General features: G+C 45.1%; 15 protein-coding genes and 2 pseudogenes. 11 read left to right on the forward strand and 6 right to left on the reverse strand.

Going from position 1 to position 20,404, the window contains the following annotated elements; translation table 11 throughout:
• Positions 1 to 106 precede the first annotated feature (106 nt).
• Positions 107 to 595, forward strand: coding sequence for a hypothetical protein (locus tag OCV30_RS10505; RefSeq protein WP_017095212.1), 489 nt, complete (start codon positions 107 to 109; stop codon positions 593 to 595).
• A gap of 91 nt (positions 596 to 686) precedes the next feature.
• Here OCV30_RS10505 and OCV30_RS10510 read toward each other — a convergent pair whose 3' ends face one another.
• The gene (locus OCV30_RS10510) at positions 687 to 3,785 is read right to left on the reverse strand and encodes an efflux RND transporter permease subunit (RefSeq protein ID WP_065679594.1); all 3,099 of its coding nucleotides are present in this window, start codon (positions 3,783 to 3,785) and stop codon (positions 687 to 689) included.
• An 8-nt stretch (positions 3,786 to 3,793) separates the two neighbouring features.
• Complete coding sequence (locus tag OCV30_RS10515; protein WP_065679593.1) at positions 3,794 to 4,909, reverse strand: efflux RND transporter periplasmic adaptor subunit; 1,116 nt, start codon at positions 4,907 to 4,909, stop codon at positions 3,794 to 3,796.
• Between the two features lie 201 nt (positions 4,910 to 5,110).
• Here OCV30_RS10515 and OCV30_RS10520 point away from each other — a divergent pair, with 201 nt between their 5' ends.
• Positions 5,111 to 5,725 carry a TetR/AcrR family transcriptional regulator gene (locus OCV30_RS10520; protein ID WP_065679592.1) on the forward strand — a complete coding sequence of 205 codons (615 nt, stop codon included), beginning with the start codon at positions 5,111 to 5,113 and terminating at the stop codon, positions 5,723 to 5,725.
• Between the two features lie 22 nt (positions 5,726 to 5,747).
• On the opposite strand, the gene OCV30_RS10525 is transcribed toward OCV30_RS10520, so the two are convergent.
• Positions 5,748 to 6,659 (reverse strand): LysR family transcriptional regulator, encoded by a 912-nt coding sequence (locus tag OCV30_RS10525; protein WP_065679591.1) that lies wholly within the window; start codon positions 6,657 to 6,659, stop codon positions 5,748 to 5,750.
• 156 nt (positions 6,660 to 6,815) lie between these two features.
• Here OCV30_RS10525 and OCV30_RS10530 point away from each other — a divergent pair, with 156 nt between their 5' ends.
• Positions 6,816 to 7,121 (forward strand): monooxygenase, encoded by a 306-nt coding sequence (locus OCV30_RS10530; RefSeq protein WP_065679590.1) that lies wholly within the window; start codon positions 6,816 to 6,818, stop codon positions 7,119 to 7,121.
• A gap of 76 nt (positions 7,122 to 7,197) precedes the next feature.
• Positions 7,198 to 7,572 carry a hypothetical protein gene (locus tag OCV30_RS10535; protein WP_065679589.1) on the forward strand — a complete coding sequence of 125 codons (375 nt, stop codon included), beginning with the start codon at positions 7,198 to 7,200 and terminating at the stop codon, positions 7,570 to 7,572.
• A 93-nt stretch (positions 7,573 to 7,665) separates the two neighbouring features.
• Here OCV30_RS10535 and OCV30_RS10540 read toward each other — a convergent pair whose 3' ends face one another.
• The gene (locus tag OCV30_RS10540) at positions 7,666 to 8,184 is read right to left on the reverse strand and encodes a lipocalin family protein (RefSeq protein ID WP_012604434.1); all 519 of its coding nucleotides are present in this window, start codon (positions 8,182 to 8,184) and stop codon (positions 7,666 to 7,668) included.
• Between the two features lie 291 nt (positions 8,185 to 8,475).
• Positions 8,476 to 9,681 carry an MFS transporter gene (locus tag OCV30_RS10545; protein WP_065679588.1) on the reverse strand — a complete coding sequence of 402 codons (1,206 nt, stop codon included), beginning with the start codon at positions 9,679 to 9,681 and terminating at the stop codon, positions 8,476 to 8,478.
• A gap of 152 nt (positions 9,682 to 9,833) precedes the next feature.
• Between OCV30_RS10545 and OCV30_RS10550 the strand changes: the two genes are divergently transcribed.
• The 5 genes from OCV30_RS10550 (at position 9,834) to OCV30_RS10570 (ending at position 17,522) form a co-directional block, all read left to right on the forward strand.
• Positions 9,834 to 10,601 carry an ABC transporter ATP-binding protein gene (locus tag OCV30_RS10550; protein WP_065679587.1) on the forward strand — a complete coding sequence of 256 codons (768 nt, stop codon included), beginning with the start codon at positions 9,834 to 9,836 and terminating at the stop codon, positions 10,599 to 10,601.
• Positions 10,602 to 10,618: 17 nt separating this feature from the next.
• Positions 10,619 to 11,530 carry an iron-siderophore ABC transporter substrate-binding protein gene (locus OCV30_RS10555; protein ID WP_017096909.1) on the forward strand — a complete coding sequence of 304 codons (912 nt, stop codon included), beginning with the start codon at positions 10,619 to 10,621 and terminating at the stop codon, positions 11,528 to 11,530.
• Positions 11,530 to 13,527, forward strand: coding sequence for a Fe(3+)-hydroxamate ABC transporter permease FhuB (gene fhuB / locus OCV30_RS10560; protein ID WP_065679586.1), 1,998 nt, complete (start codon positions 11,530 to 11,532; stop codon positions 13,525 to 13,527). Before OCV30_RS10555 ends, fhuB begins: the two co-directional genes overlap by 1 nt.
• A 282-nt stretch (positions 13,528 to 13,809) precedes the next feature.
• On the forward strand, positions 13,810 to 14,766 hold the full coding sequence (locus OCV30_RS10565) for a GntR family transcriptional regulator (protein WP_065679585.1): 957 nt from the start codon (positions 13,810 to 13,812) through the stop codon (positions 14,764 to 14,766).
• A 602-nt stretch (positions 14,767 to 15,368) separates the two neighbouring features.
• Positions 15,369 to 17,522, forward strand: coding sequence for a TonB-dependent receptor (locus tag OCV30_RS10570; protein ID WP_065679584.1), 2,154 nt, complete (start codon positions 15,369 to 15,371; stop codon positions 17,520 to 17,522).
• A 140-nt stretch (positions 17,523 to 17,662) separates the two neighbouring features.
• Here OCV30_RS10570 and OCV30_RS10575 read toward each other — a convergent pair whose 3' ends face one another.
• Entirely contained in the window at positions 17,663 to 18,142 is a 480-nt protein-coding gene (locus OCV30_RS10575) for a hypothetical protein (protein WP_065679583.1), read from the reverse strand.
• A 405-nt stretch (positions 18,143 to 18,547) separates the two neighbouring features.
• On the opposite strand from OCV30_RS10575, the pseudogene OCV30_RS10580 reads away from it, so the two are divergent.
• Together OCV30_RS10580 and OCV30_RS22900 are read left to right on the forward strand one after the other, a co-directional pair.
• Positions 18,548 to 18,700 (forward strand): annotated as a pseudogene (locus OCV30_RS10580) (metal-dependent hydrolase family protein); the annotation flags it as partial.
• Between the two features lie 279 nt (positions 18,701 to 18,979).
• Positions 18,980 to 20,226 (forward strand): annotated as a pseudogene (locus OCV30_RS22900) (lipase family alpha/beta hydrolase).
• The last annotated feature ends 178 nt before the right edge of the window (positions 20,227 to 20,404 follow it).

A 20,404-nucleotide genomic window follows, 5' to 3' on the forward strand; every position in this document is an offset into this window, starting at 1 on the left:
TGGTCCCTTTATCGTTTATTTATTGGTACAGTTCGCAACCTTCACTCAACAATCTCGATCTATTGTTGAAGTAAGAAAACTGCCCTAGTTCGTTTAAGGTTCACACATGCTAAAACGATTTGCTCTCATTCTTTCACTCACCTCTTCACTCACGTTTGCCTGTGGTCTTCACCAAGATACCGGATTTAGTTTAGTGACAGAGCCCGGTTCACTCGAGGTATTTGGCAACGTCATTACAGCCAGACAAGACGATGAATTCAACAACCTCAATAAGCCAGATCACTTTCGACTCTTTGCCATCAAGGCTGCGCTTGCGAAACCCCACCCAAGCAAAATTGAGTTCAACTTGTTCGAAGCAATCAAAGGTCATTACAGCCAAGTGAAATTTGAGAAGGGGGTCGATGTCTCAGGCCGAGATACTTTGCCTACTGAAGAAGACCTATTACTGATTACGGAACTCGATGTGTTCGATGCGCTAGCTACTGGCACTATATCTTGGGATCACGCGACACTAAATGGCTTAGTGATCATCAATGGCCCACAAGATAAACGAGAGCAACTTGAAGATTGGCTTAGTGATATTTTTGAAGGGTAGTTGGAATGAATTTAGTGAGAGAACAACGCCATAATCGAACCAGATACGGCTCGATTATGGGTAATTGAAGAGAAGTGAAATAGAAAAGCAGTTATGCCGCTTGAGTCGCGATGTTTTTCCGCTGATTTCGAGTCATCAAATGATAAACCACAGGCACAAAGTAGAACGAGATAAGCGTGGTTAACACAGTACCGCCCACAATCGCGACCGCAAACGGAGGCCAGAAGCCACCACCTGCGATGATCAATGGCATAAAGCCGCCAACAGTCGTTATCGTGGTTGAACTGATATGTCGAGTACATGACATCACAGCTTCAACGACTGCATCTACATTCCCGGAGGAAGCCTCTTTATCGAGTTTCAATTCGGTCAGAATCACAATGGCCGCGTTAATCGCTAAGCCCGCAATCCCAAGCATCGCGATGATCACCGTAAAACCAAATGGATAACCGAAGATCCACACCGACAACAACCCTAGCCCACCAGCCAATCCTGCTACCATGAAGATGATGCTACTCATTCGGAACGAGTTAAACGACATCACCACCACCAACACCATCAATACGACAACGACAGCGACATTCGAGATGAGGCTGTTGACTGAATTATCTCGTTCAGCGGATTCACCACCAAAACCAATCGTATAGCCCGATGGCATCTGATAGCTTTCTAGGCGTTTTTGGAATTCATTGAGCACGGTTTGAGGCAATACACCCGCTTCAATATAACCCTCAATGGTATTCACACGTTGCCCATTTCTGCGCGTAATCGCACCACGACTTGTGGTCAGTTCAAGCTTAGCTAAGGTAGACACATTGATACCCGTAGAATAGACATCAGAGCTTATCGGCAAGCGAATATTACTCAGGTGCGTCAAGTTCTCACGCGCATCATCCGCCACACGAACACGGATAGGCACCGACTCGCTGCCCTCAATCACCGAGCCACTTTCACGACCTGTCAGCGTAGTTTGCAACATACCAGCAAACTGGTTCAATGAAATACCGTTGAGTTTTGCGGTGTCTTCATCGACCTTCAACCACACCTTCGGCGTACCCGGTTGCAGCGTTTCCCTTGTGTGCGTGACATGAGGAACACCTGCCAGAATCAATCGCACATCTTCACCAATTGCTTTTAGGGTATCGAGGTTTTCACCGTATACTCGCAGTTCAACGGGCGCGGTAAATGGAGGCCCTTGGTTGAGCTTACGTACCAAGATTTGTGCTTCCGGCACCTCTTCATCCAACACCTTTTGCAGCTCAGGAATCAGCGCGTTAGCTTGGTCAAAGTTCTCTGTTTTCACCATCGCTTGCGAAAAGTATGGCGCGTTGTTTTGCCTTGCTTGCAAGTTGTAATAGAAGGATGGGAAGTTTGCGCCCACTAGCCAATCGATACGCTCCACTTCAGGGTAACGATGAATGATGTCATCGATTTTCTCAGAGGTGTTTTTGGTGGCGTAAATGCTCGCTTGAGGCGGCATGTAAACCTGAATCTCAAACATGTCTCGGTCTGATGGCGGGAAGAATTGCTCAGTCAGCTGAGACATGCTCCAGTAACCAGTAAATGGAACCAACAACACCAAAGCAATCGTGATGATTGGATGCGTGACACCAAAGCGGACAGAAGATGAGAACCAGCGCGTCAAAGCCGGGATTCTCAAACCCGTCATGTACCAATGGTGCTGCCCTTTCTTATCAACGTCGCTGAGTTGTTTCGGCAGTAACTTGGTCGCTAAGCCTGCGATTAAGGTGTGCGAAATAATGTAAGAGCCGATCAACGAGAAAGACACGGTAATCGCAATGCCACCGACAAACTCACCCGATGCTCCCGGCATCAAAATAATCGGGGCAAACGCCAATACGGTGGTTAAGGTTGAGCCTAATAACGGCACCCATAAATGCTTCAATGCATTCATGGTCGCTTCAGCTCGTTGTTGCCCTTTCAAGCGATAAGCCTGAATGGTATCAACCATCACCACTGCGTTATCGACCATGATCCCGAGCGCCACAATTAGGCCCGTCACCGACATTTGGTTAATCGGTACACCGGTCATTTTCATGATCGACAGGGTCAATAATGAGGTTAACGGCAGAGAAATTGCCACTAAGATCGCGGCACGCACGCCTAAAGTGACAAACAACACAATCAAGATCAGACCAAAACCGATCATCAAGCTTTTGCCTAAATCGTCTAAGCGAGTTTCGGTATAACCTTGCTGATTAAAGAGCACCGTCACCTTAACGTTACTTGGTAACTCTTGCTCAAATTTACCAATCAGAGCATTAGCTCGCGACGTCCAGTTGTCAACTCGCAGATCAGGGTGCATTCTTGCCGCGACAATCACACCCGGCTCACCATCAATAATAGCAATCTGGTCTTGTGGGGTTTTCTCACCACGTTTCACCGAAGCAATGTCTTCCATACGGATGATGTGACCTTTGCTATCAGTGGCTATTGGCACTTGCTTAATGCGTTCAATAGAATCGAGTTCAGATTTAATTTCTAAGCCAAAGCGAGAATAAGCACTCACTAACTCGCCGGCGGAGTTCTTGGCGTCCGCCCCTTCGAGCGATTCAGCGATATTGGCACTTGAACGCCCTAGAGCAGCGGCATCGGCAGTGCGTAAACTGATTTGAATCTCTTCTTGCGGCATCCCGTATTCATCAACGAATTCGGTACCCGACAAGGTTCGCAACCGCTTAGCGAGCTCTTTGGCATAGCGCCCGAGAGTTAATCTGTCAGGCTCGCCTGCACCAGACCAAGTTAGAGATGCGATGGTTGTGAAAGCATAGGTATGGTCGCTATCGAGATCGGGAGATTGAGAGCCCGCAGGCAAAATGGATTCGATGTCAGATAGTTTGTCGCGAGCTTGCGACCAGACGGGTTCAGGCTCGGTGATGGTGTCATTCAATTCGAGCGTGACAATAGACACGCCCGGTCTTGAGGTTGAGCTCACGAGTTTAACTTCACTCAGCTCACGCAGCTTGTTCTCGATAACTTCTGTTACCAAGGTTTCAACACGCTCGGCACTGGCTCCGGGGAAACTGGTAGTAATGTTCGCGTAACGGTTGATGATGACTGGGTCTTCTGCACGTGGCAACGTCATGAACGCCGAAATACCACTCACCATCAGCAGCGCGGTCATCAAGATAAGCAGTCGAGTGTTGGAAATAGTCTCTATAATTTTCATACTATTTCCTATTCAGCAGTAACGCTAGCTGGCTTTACGGTTTGTCCGGGAACTAAACGATGTAAACCACTGGCAATCACTTGTTCACCGTCTTCAATCGCCCCACTTACGTACGCTTGTTGATTGTTAGCAAACAACACCTGAACGCTTCGACGTTCGACCTTGTTGTCTTCACCAATCACAAAGATGTTCCACACACCGCGTAGGCCGTCAATCAAACCCGTTAATGGCACCCAGTAGCCTTGGTCATCAATCTGTTCATCAAATTTCAGATAGGCAAGTTGCCCTTCTAATACCGACGATTGTTCAGGAAAAAGATAACGCAAACCGACACTGCGAGACTGTGTGTCGACCATTGCGCCCGGATTCAACAGGCTCACAGCAAATTCATCTCGCCCGACGCGAATACTTGGGGCGGAAAGTGAAGTAACCTTTTTCATTTGATGGGCAGGAATACCGATAAAGGCTTCCTTCCCTTCAGAGGCAAGCAGTGTAAGAGTTGGATTCCCTACATTCACTACATCTCCAAGCGAGACAAAGCGTGTTGCGATGGTGCCAGAATAAGGCGCACGAACTGTCGATTTCACCAACTTCAATTGATTGCCTTTTACCGAGGCATCGATGCGTAGCAAGTTAGCCCGCAATACGCGTTGTTCACTGGTGAGAGAATCAATCTCCGCTTCGGCACTGAAGCCTTTCGCTTTCAACGAACGTTGACGCTTTAAGTTAGCAGCAACAAGACTCAACTGAGCTTTCACTTCTTCAGCCTGCGCTTTCAGTTGGCTAGACTCAGTTTCCAAAAGTTGAGTATCCAATCGAATCAACGGCTGACCCGTTGTAACTGTGTCACCGACATCCACCAGAATCTCGTTTACTTTGCCCGCCAGTTCGAAACCTAAATTAGCCTGCTGACCCGCCTTAACCACACCGACATATTCACGCTGAACTGCATAAGAGGAAGACAGCGCCAAGGCCATCGTTTCCACCGTTAAAATGGTTTGGACGCTCGATGCCGTTTCAGCGGTTGAATCAACCGACTCTTGGGCTTGTTCCTTTTCGCCACATCCAACAAGAAAAGCCGACAACGCCACTGCCACTGCGCTTCCCTTCATCAATTTATACATACGTACTGTTCCTATGCGGTACTCAATTATGTTCTTTTTTTAGACTAACCAAATCAAACTAGACTGTCTAGTTTGATTGTGTTAAAAATAAGTTTCATCGTTAATGATTGATAAAACCATCACAAAAAGCATAATGCTTAGCGCAGAACGAAATGCATTGAACTGAGCAACACCAAGTACCAAGTAGCGAGAAGCAAGCACGTGACTAAAATCATCAAGAGTGAACAGAAGAGATCGCAGATCTTAACCGCAGCCAGCCAACTTTTCTCTGAACATGGCTTCAAGATCAATATGGATCAGATAGCCAAAGCAGCGAACGTTTCTAAGCAAACGGTCTACTCTCACTTTAAAAACAAAGACGAACTTTTCGAAACCTGCATGCAAACCAAGTGTGCGGAGCGAGAACTCAGTCCTGCAGCCTTTGATATGGATGCTGCGGTGGGTGATGAGTTGGTGAAGTTTGGTGTGAAGTTTCAGGATTTATTACTTGATGAACAATCTAGACAAACCTTTCAAAATGCCATTAGCCAAGCGAATACGCATCCAGAGATCGCCTCTATCTATTTAGAAACTGGCCCTCAGAAAACCACAAAATTACTCGCTGATTATTTGCAGTCGAAAATAGACTCTGGTGATCTCACACTGTCGACATCAAGCTCACCAGTTATTGCAGCACGCCAACTGTTGCTGATGTTTCACGGCAAATCGGCATATTGGGGATTCTTCGGACACGATAGCGGAGAATCTGAAGAAGAAAGACTTCACTACACTCGCGAATGTGTCGCGCTGTTCTTAAACGGCAATCAGCCTCACTAGTTTGAGCCCGACTAAATGAGGGTTAGTTAGCAGGAGCAGCTGACTCAAGAAGTAACTCATAGAAACGTTGAGCAGCAGGGCCTGTCTTGGCTCCTTTTGGTAAAGTCAGGTGCAGCGGAACGTGATACCCACTGCCATTTTCGACATTCAACACAGTGAGCTTGTCACTTCCTCGGCTTTCAACAATGTGCTTTGGTAGTCGACAATACCCGACTCCCTGCTCTACCGCGCCAAACGCATGGTCGAAATTGTCCACCGTAATACGCTGACTCGACTTCAACCAGCCCACATCCTGTTTGTTCCCTTGCTTTTTGCTGCCTTGACTAGTTTGAGCACCTAAATCTCGCACCACAATTTGCGGCAAAGACGACAGTTGATTCAACGACACTGAAACGGCACTTGCTAACGGATGTGAGCTAGCAACTACTGGCTCCATCATCGTAAAACCAAAGGCTTCGGCTGAGTAATTAGTAATAGGCAAGTTGATGATAGCCACATCAGCCAGTTCTTGAGTCACCAGTTCGGTTGTTTTAGACAGAGACGTTTCAATCACTTGTATCGATGTGGTGTTGTTCTCCGTCAAAAATGCAGCCATCGGTTGATAAAGGCGTTCAAGGCAGCACAAGTGATCAACAGCAACCACAATTTCAGACTCAACACCTTTCGCTAGCTGTTCACTGATCAACTCTAGCTCGCGAGCTTGTTCCAACATACTGCTTGCACGGCGCAACAGTGATTTCCCATCCTCCGACAATACCGCCCTACGACCTTCAACCTGCACTAAAGAAACACCCAATTGGTCTTCCAATTTTCTCAACGCATAAATCAGCGTGGTGTGGCTCTTGTTCAATTGCAGTGCCGCCGCCTGAATACTGCCTGCGCGGTCAATCTCGTAAAGGGTTTGCCATTGGTCGAGGGTGGTTTTCAATCTCATCGGTCTAAAATCCTGACAGTTAATAACTATATTATGAACTTTTCTGTCTGTTTTTTACAGGTAATATCTATTCCAACAGGCAATCAAGCCCCCTACGTTTTGCGAAATGACCATGAGTCTCAGCGCAATACCAAGTAACTGTTTGGAGAAATAACCATGAAATTATTACAAGTTGATTTTGAATTTAGCGGCCCATTTGGTGAAGAGATGTCAAACGCACTCGTTGACCTAGCAAAGTCTATTAACAACGAACCGGGTATGATCTGGAAAATCTGGACAGAAAACGAAGCTGAAAGACTGGGCGGTGGTGTCTATCTTTTTGAAGACCAACTCAGTGCAGAGGCTTACCTAGCGATGCATAGCGCTCGCTTAAAAGAGATGGGTGTTGAAGAAGTGCGTGGTGTGATTTTTGACGTGAACCAGCCTTTAACTACCATTAATAAAGGCCCAATCAACGACTAGTTAATTCGCTGAATGAAAACAAAGCGATTGGAATGAATAAAGAATTAGCGACAGGCACGAGATAGAGAGATAACAAATGAACAATAAAACGTTTTTAAGCCTACACGGCATTATTTACGCAGGGTTTGCCATCGCACTGTTTTTTATCCCAACGGTAATGTGGCCCATGTATGGTGTGGAAATTAATGATAAGTACGCTTACTTTCTCTCTCAACACACCAGTATCTTTCTGGGTGGTATCGCAGCAATAAGCTGGTTGCTTAGAGACATTGAACCCGGCGTATCAGCTAAAAAACTCATCCAAGGTTTAGTGGTTACGAATATGCTTGGCGCCATCATCACTCTGTATGCCGCGTTTACCGGCATTTTTGTTGGTTTTGGTTGGAGTGACCCTGCGTTCTTCCTATCGCTATCGGTGCTCAGCGTGTTGCAGGTTCGTCGACAAGGCTAGTTCATAAAAAACCAAACCAATAAAAAAGGAACAGATGCACTCATCATCTGTTCCTTTTTCTCAATCAACTGTCGTTAACCTAGCGCGCTCAGCTTATTTACTGTGCTCAACGTAAATCAATTCATCAGTATTGAAGCCACGCTCTTTAGACATCGCTTTGAACTTCTCCATCACTTCTGGTGCAACCTCTGGTGTTCTTGAAAGTAACCACAAGTAGTCGGTATCTGGGCCCGAAACAAACGCGTATTGGTAATTCTCTTTGTCCAACTCAAACACCACATAAGCTCCGTAGAAGGGGCCAAAGAACGACACTTTTAGATAACCCTGATCGCTGCCTTCGACAAAGTACGCCTTACCTTCCGCTTCGTTCCATTCGCCATCTTCAGCCGAATAGCCGCGGTTAATCACCTTAACGCCACCATCATCACGCAAGCTATATTCGGCACTGATGTTATCTAAGCCACGCTCAAACGAGTGGTCTAAACGAGCAACTTCGTACCATTTGCCCAAGTATCTATCCAATTCAAACTGTTGAACGGGCTTTACTGTTTCAGGCATGCCCACGCAACCACCCAATAGAATCACACTAAGCAGCAATAATATTTTTTTCATCCTAACCTCGGCTTGTTTTTATTAGTAATGCGAGTAAGCCTTGTGAAAACATAAACTTACATCCTTGGTAATACGTTAGAGCCTTTTTTATAGTTCATATAACAGTAAATTATTCAGAAGCTTATGGGAATAGTTTAGTCTGCGAATGAATCAATGGTGTTTCATTGATGTTCAGTAAAGTGGGAGTCATCGTCTCGACAAGACACAAATTAGCGCATCAAAGTTTGACACAAAGCCGTTTACTTGCAGCTGTTAACTGATTCACTAAAAAGTATCAGGGGAAATATAAGATTAAGCTTGCTCAGCGAGCTTGGTATTTCCCTTTATTTTTACAACATAAGTCGTCGCGAAAATCAGTAGAGAAAATAGCCCACATAAGTAGATGGGATACTGAGGGTTCAAGGTTGAAGTAAACGCTAGCATTGAAGCAACCCCGTAACCTAGAGTATGAGACATGGCGATATACCCTGCGGCTGCGCCCGGAGCCTCACTTTGCTTTTCGGTGGCGAATAACGTGTAAGCAGGAACAAGCAGCGCTGCGCCAATCGCCGTCACTACCATCGCCACAGCAAACGCCCACATACTGGGAATCAAGAACATTCCAAAGCCGACAAGCAAACCCAATGCCCCCCAACGGTACATAACAAACGGTGTCAGCTTTTCTTTTTTGATCACCAAGAGTTGAGTAGCAAAAGTACAGGCAGCACTGATAGTCAAAAGAATCCCGATCGTGTCACTTATTTGATCGGTAGGCCAACGGGTGATCGAATAGATAAGTGGAGAAAAACTGTATTGCAACAACGCGACTGCGGCACACAACAACAACCCGCAAGATAAAAAAGGCAGTAATGTTTTATTCGGTAACCAAGGTGCTTGCCCTATTCCTTCAGCCTTCCGAGTTTCTTCTTTAGGGGTTGGTAACAACATCGTGACAAGTAAAGCAACACACGGCAAAAAGATCATCACGATCAGGGGAGCAAAAGGCGATAACTTTAACGCTAAAATGGAGACCAAAGGCCCAATTAATCGACCAACACTTAGGCCAAGACTCACTGATGTAATAGCCTGTAAACGGTTCTTCTCACCACACAATAATATCGCCCAATGCTGACTCGCAGGCACCATTCCAGACACCGTACAACCATAAATAATTCGCGCGACCACCAGCCCAATCAAACAAAACACGAATGCCTGCCCCTGTTTGCTAAACATGGCGAAAAAACACAACAAAGCAAAGCTGATAGCCATGCCTATCAGTGCTTGAATGACTACTTTTTTAGGGCCATATTTGTCGCTCTGCCTTCCCCAAAACGGCGCAGATGGCAGAAATAATATGCTTCCTATTGCGATAAGAATCGACCACGTAGGCAAGCTAAATGAAGACTGTTCCACAAGAAAAGGCAGGGAAACGAGTAAGCCGTTTTGCCCAATTCCCATAAGAGCCGAAGCAAGACCAATAGCCAATAGTTGAAATTTTTTATTTTGTATCACAGACATAAACTCGAAGGCGCTAGATAAGGTGGGTAGGTTCGTAGTGGGCACGAGCACATTACAATGATAAATAGATTGATTTAGCGAATAATTATCATTTTGATTTCACTGTGTTACATTAGCGGCTAGCAGCCCATAACTCAACTTCATATTGCATTATGTACACACTTACCAATGCCTCGTTCGAAATCGACGGTAAGAAAATCCTTTCGCCAACGACTTTGACCTTTGAACCAAAGAAGATCACCACCTTGCTTGGTCATAATGGATGTGGAAAATCGACACTCATTAAACTGTTAAGTCGACAAAACGCGCCAACAGAAGGTGACGTTTTCTTCAATGAGCAACCACTCACCTCATACAGTAACCTTGAATTTGCACACCAAGTCGCCTACTTGCCGCAGAACCCACCGATTACTGATGGCGTGACCGTTCGTGAACTGGTTTGCTTTGGCCGTTATCCATGGAAAGGCGCATTTGGACGTTACAGCAAAGATGATTATGCCATCGTAGACGAAGCGATTGAGAAAGTTGGCCTTAACGCCTTTTCTGACCGATTTGTCGCAACACTTTCCGGCGGAGAAAGACAAAGAGCTTGGGTCGCCATGCTGCTTGCTCAGCAAAGCCAATGTATTTTGCTTGATGAACCAACCTCAGCACTCGATGTCGCGCACCAGCATGAATTGCTCGCTTTAATCAGAGAGCTTAATCAGTCACTCGGCTTAACCGTGATCATGGTGCTTCATGATGTGAACATGGCCGCCAAATTCAGTGATCATTTGATTGCGCTTCATTCTGGAAAAGTGATTGCTTCCGGTTCGCCTAAAGATTTGATGACGCCAGAAACACTGATGCAAATCTACGGAATGGAGCTTGCGCTCTTTAAACACCCTGAGACAGGGCAACCTATCAGCTACATCCCTTAAATCAAAAGGAACCTGTTGTGAAAAAGTTCATCACCATGCTGTTCACAGTATTAGCTTTCAACGCCCTTGCTCTAGAGAGCGTTCACGCACTAGAAATCAAACATGAAATGGGCAGTGTCTCTTTCGATGCTACACCTAAAAAAGTGGTGGCTTTAGATTGGGCACTCACCGAAACCGTATTAAGCCTAGGCGTTGAGTTGCAAGGTGTGGCAGACGCACAAGGTTATCAGCAATGGGTGGTAAAACCTGCGTTAAATGCAGACGTGACAGATGTGGGATCTCGAAGAGAACCAAACCTAGAGCTACTAACAGAACTCAAACCTGACGTCATTTTAATCAGTGAGCATATGGCGGCGGCCTACCACCAGCTCAATAAAATCGCACCTGTCTTGGTTTACAGTGTCTACAGCAAAAAGAAACAACCTCTTGAATCCGCAACTTCGGTTACCCTCTCTTTAGGCAAGCTATTTAACAAAGCACAACGCGCCCAACAAGTGATTGATGAGACAAACAAGAGACTAAGCGATAACGGTGAAAAAATACGTGCCGCAGGCAACTCAGACAAACCACTGATTTTTGCACGCTTTATCAACGACAAAACCTTACGCATTCATAGCCAAGGTTCATTAGCGCAAGCCACCATAAGCAGCATGGGTCTTAAAAACGACTGGCAAGAGCAGACAAACCTCTGGGGTTTTACCACTACAGGTACTGAAAGGCTCGCTGAACACCAACAGACGAATGTGATGATCTTTGGCCCGCTAACGGAAGAAGAGCATAAGAAACTGACTCAATCCCCTCTTTGGCAAGCGATGGCGTTTACGCGTACAGACTCCGTTTACGAACTTCCTACCATCTGGACCTTCGGTGGGCTAATCGCCGCTCAAAGGTTTAGTGACCACATTACCGAACTGCTTATCCAAAAATAATGGCTACCGTAAAGATCGAAAAAACCGTCACCGGGCGATTCAATATCAAGGCAGCGGCACTACCTGTCGCTGCTGTTTTGTTGATCAGCTCGCTACTGCAAATTACCGCTCCTTACTCGCAAGGGTTTGGCTTGATTTGGGGTACGCTGTTTCACTTTGATTCTTCAAATTATCAGCATCTGATTACTCACCTCACCTATTTACCTAGGCTTACCGTCGCTCTCATTTGTGGTTTTGCACTGGCAGTCGCTGGGTGTGTGATGCAATTTGTACTGCGTAACCCCATTGCCTCACCTACAACATTGGGTGTTGCTGCGGGCGCAGAACTCGGCATGGTATTAGGGATCCTTTTAATTCCTGCGAACCTAGCTATCCCAGGGTTTATTCCCGCTTTCATCGGGGGCTGCCTTGCAACAGGCTTAGTTTTTACTTTAAGTTCTGCACGAGGCTTTTCACCATTACACATGGTGTTAGCCGGTATGGTGGTCAGCCTATTTTTAGGCTCACTCAACACCATGTTGCTCATGCTGCATGAACAACGGCTTACCAGTATTTTTGTTTGGGGTGCAGGTGTACTGAATCAGAATGATTGGTCGAGCGTGCAGGTTCTCATACCTTTAGTCTCGATCCCGACGCTGTTATTACTGGTTTTACAGCGTCCATTATCAGCGCTGCAATTTGGCGATAATGTCGCCACTTCGCTTGGTGTAAACATCAAACAAATCAAATTGCTTTGCTTATCGTTGGCGATCTTTATTACTGCAGCCGTAGTCAGTGAAGTAGGCTTAATCGGATTCGTTGGCATTGTGGCTCCTGCTATCGCTAGGCTTATCGGCGTAAGAGCACTCGCGAAACAGATTCTGGTCAGCGGGTTGGTAGGCAGCTTCATTCTATTGATTGTGGATTTAGTGATTCAGCCCTTCTCTGGCTTCGGTGGCGAACTGCTCCCTACCGGCGCAATGACGGCGCTACTGGGTGCTCCTTTCTTATTGTGGTTACTGCAACGTACCAAGCTGCAGTCCGATCTCAAAAACCGCAGTGAAACCATTGAGCACTACAAATTCGTCAGTACGCGTAAAGTACTTGCCGCGATGTCAGTACTATTGATGGCAATGTGTGTTCTTGCCCTTACAGTAGGTAAAAACCAGTTCGGCTGGAATCTTGAACTCAACCCATCGCTATTCGATCTACGTCTACCGCGTGTATTAGTCGCGCTATTGGCAGGGATCGGGCTTGCGTTTGCAGGCACGATTATTCAACGCATCTCAAACAACCCAATGGCGAGCCCCGAAGTATTGGGGATCAGCTCAGGGGCTGCTCTGGCGTTAGTGCTCGGCACACTATTTGGCATAGCAGTCGGCCGAGAAGAGCAAATGCTGCTTGGTACACTCGGCGCAACTTCAGTGACTGCCGTGGTTTGGTTAATGGGAAGAAAACACAATTTCGCCCCAACGCAAACCTTGTTAACAGGCATCGCGCTAAGTGCAGGGCTCGACGCTCTACTGCGCATCACAATGAGCTCGGGTAATGAGAATGCAACCGCGCTCCTCACTTGGCTTTCAGGATCGACTTATTTAGTCGCGAATCAAGATGTCATTTTGCTCGCCGTTGGGGTTACCATCATCAGTGCAGTGGCGCTGTCGTTGAATCGCTGGATAGAGCTGATTAACTTAGACGACGTCACCACAAGCAGCCTAGGTATGAGCACAACCGCTGTTCGATTGGCTTTGCTTTTGCTTGTCGCGGCACTAACAACTCTGTGCACCATCGTCATTGGGCCATTAAGTTTCATTGGATTATTGGCGCCGCACATGGCACGTTCGCTTCACCAATATCGCGCGATTCCTCAAATGCTCACTGCAGCATTATTAGGCGCTATCATCATGGTTGCTGCCGACTGGGTTGGTCGTACGCTATGGTTTCCTTGGCAGTTCCCTGCAGGTCTATTAGCCTCTCTGATTGGTGGCGGCTACTTCCTCTATCTAATGAGAAAATAAGCACACACGAGAAGTCACTTTCTCCGCTTAAAGCCCCCGTTTGAAGCCTCTATTTGAAGTCGAGGCTTTAAGCGGGCTCTCTTCTTACCCACTCATCAACACACTTGCCAACAAAGCTATCACTAACCGATCAATTCCCTATGAACCGCTAAATTACCAACCAACCTATCCATTGCAACAGGTTGATTAACATTGTCTTTTGGTTACAAAAACACAATTTATGGTATTTAAGCCTTTTTGTGTTTACCATGGAATCAAGATTAAACACATACTCTGAGCGTCATGGACACAACGACAATTACAAAGCTCCAACAAAATTTGTTATTCAAGGTCATCGCGAGGCTAAAAGCCGACAACGCGAAAGCGGGAAGCAGCCTAAACGAATCATCTTTGGCGCAGCAATTCGAAGTATCAAGAAGCCCTATTCGAGCGGTGCTAAAACACTTGTCAGCGCAAGGCATCACTAAAGTCGTCCCTTATAAAGGGTCTGTATTACAAACCGATGCGGCAGATATCGAAATTTCAGGCCAAGACAACGACCAACAACCTCGCCAAGAACAATTATACCTGCGCGTACTCATGGATTTATTCTTTAGTGAGTTAGGTCAGTCGTTTTCCGAGAAAGACCTGCAACAACGTTATGATGCCAACCGTGGTGAGATGCAAAGCGTACTGCGCCTATTAGAAAACGATGGTATTTTTCGTCGCAGTCCAGGATACAAATGGCAGCTTGATGGTGTGTTGAACACCCTAGAAAGACACACCGAAAGTTATCGCTGTCGACTCATTTTCGAGCCTGCTGGCCTACTCGAACCAACATGGACACTTGATAACAGTGCAATTGAAAGCTGCCGAGATCGCCATGCTCAAGCGATTCAGACCCCAGAATCTGTCAACGCCAGTCAACTCTTTAGCCTCAGTGCTGAGTTTCACGAGCAACTTGCCGCATGTTCAGGAAATCGCTTCTTATTGAGCACCATGCAACAACATAATCGCCTACGTAAAGCGACAGATCTCGTCTCGATGCACATTCAATCTTCGGTCACTAAATCGTGCCAGCGTCGCCTAGAGATCATCGAATTGGTGCTAGAAGGTGACAACCAAACGGCCTCGACAAAATTAGCTCAGCTACTGGAAAATGACATTCGAGTCATGAAACGCACCTACAACGACGTAATGACGGTCTCTATGGAGCAGCGAGAAAGTTTAATCAACAGCATCATTGCAAAAAACAGTTAACTACGTGAGCAGTCAAATCATGGCTGCCCTTATCGTGTCCTTCTACCATCGAAAATGGCATTCTTACTTCATGAACACACGAGGCCTGTTTAACTTTCGTTGTTAAATTTTGTTCAAAAGATCAACAGGCCCTAATACCTGCACTTTCACACCTTCTGAATTATACGTATCACACCCGCAAAACACTTGCGGAACAAGGCACTGGCTCTGTTCCGCCCGAGTGACTAACCCCCCCGGCAAACAAGTGTTTCCAAATCTATAAAATAAAATTGCATTTTCATATTGTATTTTCGCAACAAAAACACAATAATAATGATTCTTATTTAGAATTAATAAACTTAACGATAATACTTCGTACTTTAACTATTGAAGTAGTAACCGCTTAGGTGGCGTGAATGCGAACGTATACAAGCTTGAAAGATATCGAGATGAGTATGTTTGGGGCCATAAGTAAGTGACCACTGTTAACCTCTTTTCTAATTTAGGAGGCTTCATTTATTACTAACCAGTAAAGATGAACGCTTGTTTACTTATAAAAAACAAAGTCATCGCACAAATATGAGTCTTTGTGCAGCCTTTTATTGATCAAGATTGAGAACAAAATGAAAACCGAAAAAGGAAGTTTCAAGCTTTCCACCGTTACGCTAGCGATTGTCGCAGCAAGCACAGTGTTTACAGCCCAAGCACAAGAATACACAACCGAAGAGAACATGGTGGTTGTCGCTAGCCGAACACCAAAAGCGATCAGCGATATTCCGGGAACAGTTTGGTACATCGACGCAGATAAAATCGAACAAGAATATCGTGGTGGTAAATCATTAGGTGAAATTCTATCGGCGAGTATTCCCTCTTTAGATGTAAGCAGCGGCGCTCGCACTAACTATGGTCAAAATCTACGTGGCCGTAAGATGCTCGTTATGATTGATGGTGTTTCACTGCAATCCTCTCGCCAAATCAGCCGCCACTTAGATTCAATCGACCCATTTAACATTGATCGCATCGAAGTGTTATCGGGTGCAACGTCTATCTACGGTGCGGGTGCTTCTGGTGGTGTCATCAACATCATCACCAAAAAAGCACAAGGTGAAGAGTTAGAATTCGAATCTTATGTCGGTGGCTCATCGGGCTTTAATTCAGGTGAAGATTTCGATTACAAAGTCGGTCAATCTATCTCTGGCGGTAACGACAAAGTTCAAGCTCGCTCTTCTGTGGTTTACACCGAGACACAAGGTGTATTCGATGCAGATGGCGATATTGTTACTCCTGACATTTCACAAGGCTCACTGCAGTTCAACAAGACGGTAGATTTCCTGACAACTGTTGGCGTGAACCTGTCTGAGACCAAGAAGCTCAACTTCCTAGCACAATATTACGATAGCCAGCAGAACTCTCCTTACGGCCTATACATCACCGGACGCGATTTTGTTGACGTACGCAAAGGGTTTTACTCGGATCGCGAACACGGAACTGAGCGCATCATGCTGAGTGCCTCTTACGTCGATGATCAATTCCTTGGGCATCAGTTTATTGCTGAAGCTTCATACCGTAAAGAAGACCAAACTTACACGCCTTACTTCCAATCTTCTGGTCAACAAATTACCGATGTTATTTCATTAAAAACAGCACTGGCTAAGAGCTTCAATAAGTTCAATATTGTTTATGGTATCGATGCGTATCAAGATCAGCTTGATAGCAATCAAGCGCTTTACGATCGCACCATTGCGAACAATTCAGGCAACTTAATTAACAAGACCTATGCACAAGTGGGTCGCTATGCAGGTGTTAAAGTCAGCTCTATCGCGGGCTTTGTACAATCTGACTATGCGATCACCGATGATTGGACGGTGGAAGGTGGATTCCGCTACCAATACATCTCTAACAAGATTGATGATTTTGTCGGCTACAGAGAACAGAAGAAAATTGCTGCAGGTAAAGGGAAAACAGCAGACGCAGTACCAGGTGGTGAAACCGATTACGGTGTTGGCTTATTTAACCTAGGTACGATCTACCACCTCACTAACGAGTCTCAGCTCTGGGCAAACTTCTCGCAGGGCTTCGACCTTGCAGACCCAGCTAAATACTACGGACAAGGTAATTACAAGCTCGTTGGCGATCACTGGAAACTCAACGACAGCATCAACGTTAATGACTCAAAAATGTCTGGTATCAAAACCAACAGTTTCGAGTTAGGTTATCGCCTTGACACTGGCGAGCTAAGCTTGCAAACCGCGGCTTACTACTCACAATCTGACAAATCAGTGAAGTACAACAGAAAGACATTGCTGATTGAAAACATCAATGACAAAAAGCGAGTGTACGGGCTAGAGGCGATGGCTTCTTACTGGGTACATGACAACATTCAACTGGGCGCCTCTGGTCACTACGTCACCTCTGAAGTGAAAGGTAACGACGGTTGGAAAGATGTATCTGCAGGAAGTGCAAGTACTTCTAAAGCAAGTGCTTGGGCAGGTTGGTATGACTCAGACCTATCCGTAAAAGTACAAAGCCAAACCATGTTTGATTACGAAGACGACAAAAACAAACTGGATGGCTACACCGTGTTTGATCTAGTGAGTACCTATCAGCTTCCTGTCGGTAGTCTAGGTTTTGGTATTCAAAACTTGCTGAACAAAGACTACACCACAGTTTGGGGTCAACGTGCTCAAATCCTTTACTCCTCTCATTACGATTCAGCGGCGTATGACTACAAAGGCCGCGGCCGTACTTACACTCTGAACTACCAAGTTAAGTACTAATTGAACGGTCTACATAAGCTGAATTAGTCGCCCACTCTGAAGTGTGGGATGGCTAAAAGACAAAAAGGGTTGGCAAACATGCCAACCCTTTTCAATTGAGGGTTCATTCCGAACTCCCCTATGTTTAACTCTACTTATGCTTAAGCTGTCTTTTCTTTCAAGTTTGATTCTTGTTTATCATCAAGCGCAAAGTAGATCTTCGATACAATTATTTCAGCAATCAGAATCGTAAATACCACGGCGAAGAACGCCACTACACCATTCCAAGGGCCTGTAAAGCTCACCTTCTCGCCGAACAATAAGTTAATCGCTTCTAGCATCACGAACTTTGAACCCACCAAGATGATGTAAGTAGTGATGGCTCGATAAACCTTAGGCGCGGTACCCGGTTTACTTTTGAAGTGCTCAGCAATCTTGTGCTCTAAGCCAATAGAGAGCTTCAACAATAACTGCAGTAATAACGCTGCTATCAAAGAAATAGTGAAAGACTCAATGTTGACGAAGTCCCAGTACTCATCGAAAAAGTTAAGTACCACTAAGTCCACCAGCACAGCTAACGTGTAACCTACAAATAGACGTTGTGGTGTGTTGAACCCGTAAACTTTGTCTGATTTAGTCATTCTGTCTCTCTCTAATTTGATAAGTCGCCTTGATTTGAAATACATCTTAGCGCTCGAAAAGGAGCAAAACTTACCATTTTGTGACACCACCAATAATCATTATTCAAATTAATGATTCGACAGAAATCCCCCTTCCTTCTCTTATAGCAATAGCAAAAACACACCCAATTCATCACTGTCACCAAATGGCCATTCTTCAAATGCTGCCCCCATATGATGACTCCATCAGCGACACACACTCATTTCCAAAAGGTGCAGACTATGAAAAAGCTAATCACTAACGTGAACGTATTTAACGGTGTTGATAACAACCTTATCGAGAACGTATCTATCCTGATCGAAGATAATCTTATCACTCAGATTGGAGATATTGACCCAACCATTACCGATGAAACGATTAATGCTCAAGGAGGCAAGTTAGGTCAGATCGTTGAAGGCGCGTATGCCGACTTATTGATCATCGATGGCAATCCATTAGAAGGTGTTGCTTGTGTGGCGGACACAGAGACACAAAAATTGATCATGAAAGACGGTAAGGTGTACAAAAACACGCTTTAATTTCTAAAAGCTCTTGTCCCTTGGCCAAAAAAAACCAATCTAAGGTAAATAACCGCGGTTACTAATTTGGTTGTTTGCTTTTGGGGTCAGGTAAAAGAACCAATAACTAAACGTTTCCTACATCAGTAATGAAACTACCGGCGCGATCTAAATACATACTCAAGAACAACATATGACCTAACTCTCTGTTTTCTTGCTACTATTAAACTCATGCTGTTTGTTTATGTATAAAATTGTTGATTGAAGGACGAAGCTTATTGACATGGGGATGAGATTAGAATGAGGCGATTACTTACTGCATGCTTACTCAGTACAGTGCTGTTAATCAGTACAGTGTTATCAGGATGCGGAAACTTTAGAAATCTATCTAATGAGATAGAAGCAATTGATGCCTATACCGACCAGTACCAAATCATTTTGACCGAACCAGCGTCGGGCTCAGCCGTCGTTATTCAACAGATAAAAGATATCAATAAAAGCGAAGTTGATGGCTACGACGGCATAATAGATAGCGACAGTATTCAATTGCAGCTATCTAGAAAAATACACTACCTACTTGTCTTTGATGATAAAAACCAAGATTTAACCCTACAAGCTGACGAACCATTCAGTGTCGTTAATCTGCATGATCACCAAGACAAATCAACCATAAAGGTCTCACTAACCATTGATGAAAATAAAGCTCCCAGCGCCTTTGTTGATCGATCATTGTCCTCTTTATTGAAAATAGAGTTAGACCTCGTCGATATCGGAACCGTGGCGAATTTAACGGACCCTCCTTTTAAGAAAGGAAACGCAAAACTCGGTATGTGGCAACCACTGACATTCTTGCTTGAAGATAACGCCGGGCTCTATTTTCTATCTGAATATGACCCTAACAAAACCCCTATCCTTTTGTGCATGGGATCAATGCGACCGCTTTAGACTTTGCATCACTCATTGAAAAAGTCGACCAGTCTAAATACCAAATATGGGTATTTAACTACCCTTCAGGGTTGTCTCTCTCCTTGAATTCAAAAGGCTTAAATAACCTGTTACACACGGTGGTGACTGAATATAAGGTCCAACAACTACATGTTGTTGCACACAGTATGGGCGGCTTGATCGTGACAAACAGTATTCGTCAGTGCCAAATCGGACAGTTGTGCAATTTTGTCAGTAGCATCACCACCATATCTTCCCCGTTTGGTGGGGTGGCATCTGCCAAGCAAGGGGTTGAATACTCCCCTATCGTGATGCCAGCCTGGGTAGATTTAAATCCAGACGGAAAATTTATCGCCGAGTTATTTGGTAGTAAGACTAAAAACCATACCCCGCACTTTTTAGCGTTTGGATACAATTCAGGGGAATTATTTAATACCAACAGTAATGATGGCGTAATTGACCTATCAAGCCAGCTTTCGCGTCCAGCTCAATTAAACGCCGACCAAATTCTTGGTTACGATGAAAACCATTTAAGCATCTTAGACAACGACGACTTGTTTGAAGATCTTTCTGAGTTTTGGTTGAGATCAGAACAGGAGTAAATACCGGGCGTATTGGATATGGGTGAATCAACCTCAAGTATTACTGCTAGCAGATGCTGATTAAGGGGAGGTTAGGAGGGGATTTAGTTATGAGCTAACACGGATTTGCCCCGTTGTTGGATAGACCTTTTGCTCATTCGCATCCTATTTATGTGAGTTTTCCCTACTAAAAATTATC

It is taken from the genome of Vibrio atlanticus (assembly GCF_024347315.1).
GTDB lineage: Bacteria > Pseudomonadota > Gammaproteobacteria > Enterobacterales > Vibrionaceae > Vibrio > Vibrio atlanticus.